This window comes from Alistipes sp. CAG:268 (genome assembly GCA_000434235.1).
Classification (GTDB): domain Bacteria; phylum Bacteroidota; class Bacteroidia; order Bacteroidales; family Rikenellaceae; genus Alistipes; species Alistipes avistercoris.
Window position 1 is genome coordinate 1 of sequence record FR891977.1, and the last position, 8,510, is coordinate 8,510.

The window sequence follows — 8,510 nt, forward strand, 5'->3', positions numbered from 1 at the left end:
GAGTACGGACCGATCGAACGCGCGTGCATCTTGTCGTCGATCATGTGGCCCAGCTTGAGCATGTACGTGACACCCACGGTAGCCGGCTGGTCGAAGCGCTCGCCCGTGCCGCCGTCGTAGAGGTACGTGCGGCCGCTGTGCGGGAGTCCGGCCTTGGCCGTGTACTCGTTGATCTGGTCGAGCGACGCTCCGTCGAAGATCGGCGTGGCGAACTTCACGCCCAGCTCGCGGCCGGCCCATCCGAGCACGGCCTCGTAGATCTGTCCGAGGTTCATTCGCGAAGGCACACCCAGCGGGTTGAGGCAGATATCGACGATCGTTCCGTCCTCGAGGAACGGCATGTCCTCGTCGCGCACCACCTTGGCCACGATACCCTTGTTGCCGTGGCGTCCGGCCATCTTGTCACCCACCTTGAGCTTGCGTTTCTTGGCGATGTAGACCTTGGCCATCTGAATGACGCCCGTCTGCGGGAGCTCGTCGCCGTTGGTGAGGTTGTACTTCTCACGCTTGATGGCGGCATCGGCCTTCTTCCACTCGATCGTATAGTTGTTGATCGTGGCCTCGATCAGCGCGTCGGTATGTGCGTCGCCAGTCCAGTTGCACGATCCGAGGTTCAGGTAACCCATCACCACGCCGGTCTTCTCGTCCGACGACTTGCGGGCGATCTCCACGAGCATCTTCTGTGAGAACTTCGTGCCGGCGGGATAGAGCTCCACGCCGAAGTAGTCCGTGATGCCCGTCGTGGTCTTGCCCTGCAGCAGGGTCCAGAGTTTCGACACGAGCAGCTTGGTCAGGTCGGCGATCTCGGCGGCGAACTTCTCGTCGAGTTTATCGAGCTGCAGCTTCTCGGCCGACTTGCCCTTCTTGCCCTCCTTGCTGGCGCGGCTGTAGAGCTTCGTGTCGATCACCACGCCGTGCAGCGAAGGCTGTGCCTTGAGCGAAGCGTCCTTCACGTCGCCGGCCTTGTCGCCGAAGATCGCGCGCAGGAGCTTCTCCTCGGGCGACGGATCGCTCTCGCCCTTCGGGGTGATCTTACCGATGAGGATGTCGCCCGGGTGGATGTTGGCGCCGATGCGGACGATACCGTTGGCGTCGAGGTCCTTCGTGGCATCCTCCGAAACGTTCGGGATGTCCGACGTGAGCTCCTCGACACCGCGCTTCGTGTCGCGCACCTCCATGATGTACTCATCGACGTGCACCGACGTGAAGATGTCCTCACGCTGGATGCGCTCCGAGATCACAATGGCATCCTCGAAGTTGTAACCCTTCCAGGGCATGTAGGCCACCTTCAGGTTGCGGCCCAGGGCCAACTCGCCGTTCTGCGTCGAGTAGCCCTCGGTGATGATCTGACCCTTGGTCACCTTGTCGCCCGTGAGCACCGTAGGACGCAGCGTTACGGAGGTATTCTGGTTCGTACGGCGGTAGCGCGGCAGCATGTAGGTCGTCACCTCCGGATCGAACGAGGCGAGGATCTCGTCCTCGGTACGCTCGTACTTGATCTGGATCTTCGTGGCGTCGGCGAAGACGACCTCGCCGTCGCGCTCGGCGACGATCTGGATGCGGCTATCCGAGATCATGTCCTTCTCGATACCCGTGCCGACGATCGGGGCTTCGGTGGTCACCAGGGGCACGGCCTGGCGCATCATGTTCGAGCCCATCAGCGCACGGTTGGCGTCGTCGTGCTCGAGGAACGGGATGAGGCTCGCGGCGATCGAGGCGATCTGATTCGGAGCCACGTCCATGAGGTTCACCTCATCGGCCGTCACGACGGGGAAGTCGGCACCCTGACGCGCCTTGATGCGGTCGGGCTGCAGGAAGTGGCCCTCGTCGTCGATCGGCATGTTCGACTGGGCGACGATCTTGCCCTCCTCCTCTTCGGCCGAGTAGTAGCGGATGTGCGAGTTGTCCATGTCGATCACCCCGTTCTCGACCTTGCGGTAGGGGGTCTCGATGAAGCCCATCGGCGAAATCCGCGCGTAGACGCACAGCGACGAGATCAGACCGATGTTCGGGCCTTCCGGCGACTCGATCGGGCAGAGACGTCCGTAGTGCGTATAGTGCACGTCGCGGACCTCGAATCCGGCGCGGTCGCGCGACAGACCGCCGGGGCCGAGGGCCGACAGACGGCGCTTGTGCGTGATCTCGGCCAGCGGGTTGATCTGGTCCATGAACTGCGAGAGCTGCGAGGTGCCGAAGAACGAGTTGATCACCGACGAGAGGGTCTTGGCGTTGATCAGGTCCACCGGCGTGAAGACCTCGTTGTCGCGCACGTTCATTCGCTCGCGGATGGTGCGGGCCATGCGGACGAAGCCCACGGAGAACTGATTCGAGAGCTGCTCGCCCACCGTGCGCACGCGGCGGTTCGACAGGTGGTCGATATCATCGACGTCGGCCTTCGAGTTGATCAGCTGAATCAGGTATTTGATGATGGCGATGATGTCCTCGCGCGTCAGCGTACGGATAGCCGGATCGATGTCCAGGTCCAGCTTCTTGTTGATGCGGTAACGGCCCACGTCGCCCAGGTCGTAGCGTTTGTCCGAGAAGAAGAGCTTCTCGATGACGTCGCGCGCCGTGGCCTCATCGGGCGGCTCCGAGGCGCGCAGCTGTCTGTAGATATAGACCACGGCCTCCTTCTCGGAGTTGCAGGGGTCCTTCTGCAGCGTATTGTAGATGATTGAGAAGTCGATGCCCGACTGATTCTCCTTGTGCAGCAGGATCGTCTTGGCACCCGACTCGATGATCTGGTCGATATGTTCCTCCTCGAGGACCGTTTCGCGGTCCACGATGACGTTGTTTCGTTCGATGGAGACCACCTCGCCCGTATCCTCGTCCACGAAATCCTCGACCCAGGTCGAAAGCACGCGTGCGGCCAACTTGCGGCCCACAGCCTTCTTGAGGGTGGCCTTCGACACCTTCACCTCGTCGGCCAGGTCGAAGATCTCGAGAATCTGCTGGTCCGCCTCGTAACCGATGGCACGCAGCAGCGTGGTGACGGGCAGCTTCTTCTTACGGTCGATGTAGGCATACATCACGTTGTTGATGTCCGTAGCGAACTCTATCCACGAACCCTTGAAGGGGATGATACGCGCCGAATAGAGCTTGGTGCCATTGGTGTGCATGCTCTGTCCGAAGAACACACCCGGCGAACGGTGCAGCTGGGATACGATGACACGCTCCGCACCGTTGATGACGAACGTACCGCGTTCGGTCATATAGGGAATCGTACCGAAGTACACGTCCTGCACGACGACGCCGAAATCCTCGTGCTCGTCGTCCGTACAATAGAGCTTCAGCTTGGCTTTCAGCGGGACGCTGTACGTCAAACCGCGCTCGAGGCACTCCTCGATCGAATAGCGCGGCGGGTCGATATAGTAGTCGATAAACTCCAGAACGAAGTTGTTCCGGGTATCCGTGATGGGGAAATTCTCCTGAAACACCTTGTACAGCCCCTCGTTCTTACGATTTTCGGCCGTGGTGTCCATCTGGAAAAAATCCCGGAATGATTTGAGCTGTACCTCCAGCAGATCCGGATAAGGCACCCGGTTCTTGACTGTCGAGAAGCTGATTCTTTGTTGTGTTTTTGCTGTGGACATCGTAAAATCCAAACTCCAGCAGATCCGGATAGGGCACCCGGTTCTTGACTGTCGAAAAGCTAATTCTTTGTTGTGTTTTTGCTGTGGACATCGTAAAATCCAAATTAGTTGAAGTGTAATTGGGTGGGTTACGCTCCCAAAAGTGGACGGGTATCTATCCCGCCAATGCCCCCGTATGCAGGCACAACATGCCCCGGGAGCATTCATCTTCCAAAGAACGGACACAGCACATGTTCGGCACTTCCGGTCTTTAGACCAAGAAAAGGCATAGAGCTTACACCACCGGTAAGCCCTATACCTGATCGTCTATGCAGCCTTAAGCAGCAATGCTACTTAAGCTCAACTTCAGCACCTGCCTCCTCGAGCTGGCCCTTGATCTGCTCAGCCTCTTCCTTGGAAACACCCTCCTTAACGGCCTTCGGAGCGCCGTCAACGAGTGCCTTAGCGTCACCCAGCGAAAGGCCTGCAACCTCCTTGACAACCTTGATAACCTGGAGCTTGGCCTGGCCAGCGCTCTTCAGGATCACGTCGAACGACGTCTTCTCGGCGGGAGCGGCCTCGCCAGCGCCTGCAGCGGGGGCTGCAACGGCAACAGCGGCAGCAGCCGGCTCAATGCCATACTCCTCCTTGAGGATCTGTGCGAGTTCGTTTACCTCGGTCACCTTCAGGTTAACCAGTTCTTCAGCAAGTTTCTTTACGTCTGCCATAGTTGTAAGCTTATTAATTTGTTTTTAATTCTTGTTTGTGAAAATTAGTTGTTTCTCGATTCGAGCGTCTTCACGAGGCCCGCAATCTTTTGGCCTGCATTAGCCTGCAATGCAGAGATAACATTCTTGGCCGGGGACTGAAGCAGAGCGACGATATCGCCGATGAGCTCTTCCTTCGACTTGATGTTACACAGAGCGTCCAGCTGGTTGTCGCCGACATAGACACAACCCTCGGCGAAAGCCGCCTTCAGAACGGGCTTGTCCGACTTCTTGCGGAACTCCTTGATGAGAACGGCAGGAGCCTTCGCAACATTGGCGAACATAATCGAGGTAGGACCCTCCAATACTTTTACCAGATCAGCATCAGCCTTCTCCACCTTCTCGAGCGCTTTGGTGAGCAGGGTGTTCTTTACGACCACCAGCTTCACGTCGCTCTCGAAGCACTTGCGGCGCAGGGCAGCGGTCTGCTCGGCGTTGAGCGCCTCGATGTCGGCGATGTAAAAGTGAGGATAAGCCTGGAGCTGCTCGGCAAGGCTGTTAATCACAACCAGTTTTTCTTCCTTTGTCATCTCTTCTATCCTCCTTCTTATTTGGTTTCTACTGATTTGGGATCAATCTGCACGCCGGGGCTCATGGTCGTCGAGAGATAAATACTCTTCACATAAGAACCTTTGGCAGCAGCCGGTTTCAGCTTGAGAATCATGTTGAGAACCTCCTTGGCGTTGTCCACGATCTGGTCGGCCGAGAACGAAATCTTGCCCACGGTGGTGTGGATGATACCGAACTTATCAACCTTGAAGTCGATCTTACCGGCCTTCACCTCACCGACGGCCTTGCCGACTTCCATCGTCACCGTACCGGTCTTGGGGTTCGGCATCAGGCCGCGAGGACCGAGGATACGGCCCAGGGCACCAACCTTACCCATGACGTTGGGGGTGCAGATGATCACATCGACATCGGTCCAGCCTCCCTTGATCTTCTCGACAAACTCGTCAAGGCCCACGTAGTCGGCACCTGCAGCCTTGGCCTCAGCCTCCTTCTCGGGAGTACAAAGCACAAGCACACGCACCGTCTTGCCGGTTCCGTGAGGAAGAGTTACCACGCCGCGGACCATCTGGTTGGCCTTACGGGGGTCTACGCCCAGACGAACGTCGATATCAACCGAAGCGTCGAATTTCGTGAACGTAATTTCCTTCAGAAGAGCGGCAGCCTCCGGCAGCTTGTAAGCCTTACCGGCTTCAACCTTGGCGTAGGCGATCTTTTGATTTTTTGTCAACTTACTCATCTTCTTCGCAATTACATGTTAGGAAATTCGCCGACTACATTGATACCCATGCTGCGGGCGGTACCGGCTACCATGCGCATAGCGGCCTCCAGCGTGAAGCAGTTCATGTCGGACATTTTGTCCTTCGCGATGTCGCGGATCTGCTCCCACGTCACCTGACCGACCTTGTCGCGGTTAGGCTGGGCGGAACCCTTCTGCACCTTGGCTGCTTCCTTGAGCTGGATCGCTACGGGCGGCTGTTTTACAACAAAGTCGAACGACTTATCGCTGTAAACGGTGATGATGACCGGAAGAACCTTTCCCGCCTTGTCCTGCGTACGTGCATTGAACTGCTTGCAGAAGTCCATGATGTTGACTCCCTTAGAACCCAATGCGGGACCAACCGGGGGCGAAGGATTGGCGGCACCACCTTTGATCTGCAATTTAATAAATGCAGCAACCTCTTTTGCCATAGTTTTCCTTGGTTAATTATTCTTTTTCTACTTGTGTGAAACTCAACTCCATGGGAGTCTTGCGCCCGAATATCTTCACCGATACCGTGAGTTTCTTGCGCTCATTATCGACGGCCTCGATGGTACCCTGGAAGCTTGAGAAAGGACCATCGGTGACCTTGACGGTCTCGCCGACGAAGAATGGTATTTCGTTTTCCTCCTCCATGGCATTCATTTCATCGACCCGGCCGAGGATGCGCGCGACCTCCTGTGGACGCAGAGGCGTGGCGATCATCTTGCGGCTGTCCTCTTTCGTATCGCCGAGGAAACCAAGCACATTGGGAGTATTGCGAATAATTATCGGAATCTGACCGACGAAAGCAGCCTCCACCAATACATAACCCGGATAGGAGACCTTCTCTTTGGAGACCTTCTTTCCGTTGCGGATGGTGTAGACCTTTTCGGTGGGGATCAAGACCTGGGAGATGTAGTCCTCGAGGTGGTTGTGACGGATTTCGGCCTCGATATACTCCTTGACCTTACCCTCCTTGCCACCAACGGCGCGGACAACATACCACTGTTTTTCAATCTTGCTCATCGCCTGTACGCACAATTAACGGCCAAGATTACCCAGTGTCTTGTAGATGACACCCATAAGATTCTCGAACGTCAGGTCCATGGCCAAAACGACGATCGCGAAGATGACCGAAGCCACCATCACGACAACCGTGGAGCTCTGAAGCTGCGGGAACGTGGGCCACGTCACCTTGTTTACAAGCTCGTTATAGGATTCTTTAACGTAGTTGAACATATTTCTGCGTCTTTATCTTTGCAGGAGCAGAGAGATTCGAACTCCCATCAACGGTTTTGGAGACCGCTATTCTACCCTTGAACTATGCTCCTAAAAAGAGGCGGCGCGGAAACACCGCCTCGGGATTGTATCGTGTGATTACTTCACGACCTTCAGGATCTGACCGGCACCTACCGTACGGCCACCCTCACGGATTGCGAAACGCAGACCCTCGTTCAGGGCTACCGGGTAGATCAGCTTCACGGTGATCGTTACGTGGTCACCAGGCATCACCATGTCTACGCCTGCGGGCAGGTGAACCTCACCGGTAACGTCCATCGTACGGAGATAGAACTGCGGACGATAGTTGTTGTGGAACGGCGTGTGACGGCCACCCTCTTCCTTCTTCAGGATGTAGACCTCAGCCTCGAACTCGGTGTGCGGGGTGATCGAGCCGGGCTTAGCGACTACCATACCACGCTTAACCTCCTTCTTGTCGATACCGCGGAGCAGCAGACCTACGTTGTCGCCGGCCTCGCCCTCATCGAGCAGCTTGCGGAACATCTCGACACCCGTGCAGGTCGAAGTCAGGGTCTTCTCCTCCAGACCGATGATCTCAACGGGATCACCGACATGGATGATACCGGTCTCGATACGGCCCGTAACTACGGTACCACGGCCGGTGATCGAGAACACGTCCTCGATAGGCATCAGGAACGGCTTCTCGTTCTCACGCTGCGGCAGCGGAATGTAGCTGTCTACGGCGTCCATCAGCTCCATGACCTTCTCCTCCCACTTCGGCTCGCCGTTCAGGGCACCCAGAGCGGAACCGCGGATGATGGGGGCGTTGTCGCCATCATAGTCGTATTTCGAAAGCAGGTCGCGAACCTCCATCTCGACCAGGTCGAGCATTTCGGGGTCGTCCACCATGTCGCACTTGTTCAGGAATACTACGATCTTCGGCACGTTCACCTGACGGGCGAGCAGCACGTGCTCGTTGGTCTGAGGCATCGGACCGTCGGTAGCGGCAACCACGAGGATGGCACCGTCCATCTGGGCAGCACCCGTAACCATGTTCTTCACATAGTCGGCGTGTCCCGGGCAGTCTACGTGAGCATAGTGGCGGTTGGCCGTCTGGTACTCGACGTGCGAAGTGTTGATCGTAATACCACGCTCTTTCTCCTCGGGTGCGTTGTCGATCGAGTCGAACGAACGGAGCTCCGACAGACCTTTCTTAGCCAGAACGGTCGTAATAGCAGCGGTAAGAGTGGTCTTACCGTGGTCGACGTGACCGATGGTACCGATGTTCACATGCGGTTTCGAACGGTCGAATTTTTCTTTTGCCATAGTATTAAGTTATTTAAAGTATTGTTAAAAATTGCCCTAAAGTTTTAAAATTCATTCCGCAGAACAAGCGAGCGACACAAACGCCTTTCTCCCCGTAGGTTAAAAGCCATTCGCATCACACGCCGGCTGCGCATAGAGCGGAAGACGAGGCTCAAACTCGCGACCCTTAGCTTGGAAGGCTAATGCTCTATCAACTGAGCTACTTCCGCAAAAATATACCGTATCAGAGTCAGCCCTCCCCGCGAGGGGCCGTATTGGCGACCTGCTTCGGGATTTGCAACTCCGACCGGCTCTTCTCTTTTTTCGAGTGGGAAGTGATGGATTCGAACCACCGAAGGCGTACGCCAGCAGATTTAC

General features: G+C 56.6%; 8 protein-coding genes and 2 tRNA genes. All 10 read right to left on the reverse strand.

Going from position 1 to position 8,510, the window contains the following annotated elements; translation table 11 throughout:
- Window positions 1–3,593 (reverse strand): DNA-directed RNA polymerase subunit beta (gene rpoB / locus QZL63_RS02620; RefSeq protein ID WP_290585701.1); only part of this gene is annotated, 3,593 nt, incomplete at its 3' end.
- A gap of 329 nt (window positions 3,594–3,922) precedes the next feature.
- Window positions 3,923–4,300, reverse strand: a complete 378-nt coding sequence (gene rplL / locus QZL63_RS02625) for a 50S ribosomal protein L7/L12 (RefSeq protein WP_022307787.1) — start codon at window positions 4,298–4,300, stop codon at window positions 3,923–3,925.
- Window positions 4,301–4,344: 44 nt separating this feature from the next.
- Entirely contained in the window at window positions 4,345–4,869 is a 525-nt protein-coding gene (gene rplJ, locus QZL63_RS02630) for a 50S ribosomal protein L10 (RefSeq protein WP_022307788.1), read from the reverse strand.
- A 17-nt stretch (window positions 4,870–4,886) separates the two neighbouring features.
- Window positions 4,887–5,585, reverse strand: coding sequence for a 50S ribosomal protein L1 (gene rplA, locus QZL63_RS02635; protein WP_022307789.1), 699 nt, complete (start codon window positions 5,583–5,585; stop codon window positions 4,887–4,889).
- Between the two features lie 11 nt (window positions 5,586–5,596).
- Window positions 5,597–6,037, reverse strand: coding sequence for a 50S ribosomal protein L11 (rplK, locus tag QZL63_RS02640; RefSeq protein ID WP_022307790.1), 441 nt, complete (start codon window positions 6,035–6,037; stop codon window positions 5,597–5,599).
- A gap of 16 nt (window positions 6,038–6,053) precedes the next feature.
- Entirely contained in the window at window positions 6,054–6,614 is a 561-nt protein-coding gene (gene nusG / locus QZL63_RS02645; RefSeq protein WP_022307791.1) for a transcription termination/antitermination protein NusG, read from the reverse strand.
- A 15-nt stretch (window positions 6,615–6,629) separates the two neighbouring features.
- Window positions 6,630–6,827, reverse strand: coding sequence for a preprotein translocase subunit SecE (gene secE, locus QZL63_RS02650; protein WP_022307792.1), 198 nt, complete (start codon window positions 6,825–6,827; stop codon window positions 6,630–6,632).
- Window positions 6,828–6,848: 21 nt separating this feature from the next.
- A tRNA-Trp gene (locus QZL63_RS02655) sits at window positions 6,849–6,919 on the reverse strand.
- Between the two features lie 46 nt (window positions 6,920–6,965).
- A complete protein-coding gene (gene tuf, locus QZL63_RS02660; RefSeq protein ID WP_022307793.1) occupies window positions 6,966–8,153 on the reverse strand; it encodes an elongation factor Tu in 1,188 nt (395 codons plus the stop codon).
- A gap of 136 nt (window positions 8,154–8,289) precedes the next feature.
- Window positions 8,290–8,362, reverse strand: a tRNA-Gly gene (locus QZL63_RS02665).
- Window positions 8,363–8,510 lie beyond the last annotated feature (148 nt).

What these genes read in the sequence shown, in the direction of transcription:
- nusG (WP_022307791.1), bottom strand. Translation starts at nt 6,614, where the DNA reads ATGAGCAAGATTGAAAAACAGTGGTATGTTGTCCGCGCCGTTGGTGGC.
- rplA (WP_022307789.1), bottom strand. Translation starts at nt 5,585, where the DNA reads ATGAGTAAGTTGACAAAAAATCAAAAGATCGCCTACGCCAAGGTTGAA.
- secE (WP_022307792.1), bottom strand. Translation starts at nt 6,827, where the DNA reads ATGTTCAACTACGTTAAAGAATCCTATAACGAGCTTGTAAACAAGGTG.
- rplK (WP_022307790.1), bottom strand. Translation starts at nt 6,037, where the DNA reads ATGGCAAAAGAGGTTGCTGCATTTATTAAATTGCAGATCAAAGGTGGT.
- tuf (WP_022307793.1), bottom strand. Translation starts at nt 8,153, where the DNA reads ATGGCAAAAGAAAAATTCGACCGTTCGAAACCGCATGTGAACATCGGT.
- rplL (WP_022307787.1), bottom strand. Translation starts at nt 4,300, where the DNA reads ATGGCAGACGTAAAGAAACTTGCTGAAGAACTGGTTAACCTGAAGGTG.
- rplJ (WP_022307788.1), bottom strand. Translation starts at nt 4,869, where the DNA reads ATGACAAAGGAAGAAAAACTGGTTGTGATTAACAGCCTTGCCGAGCAG.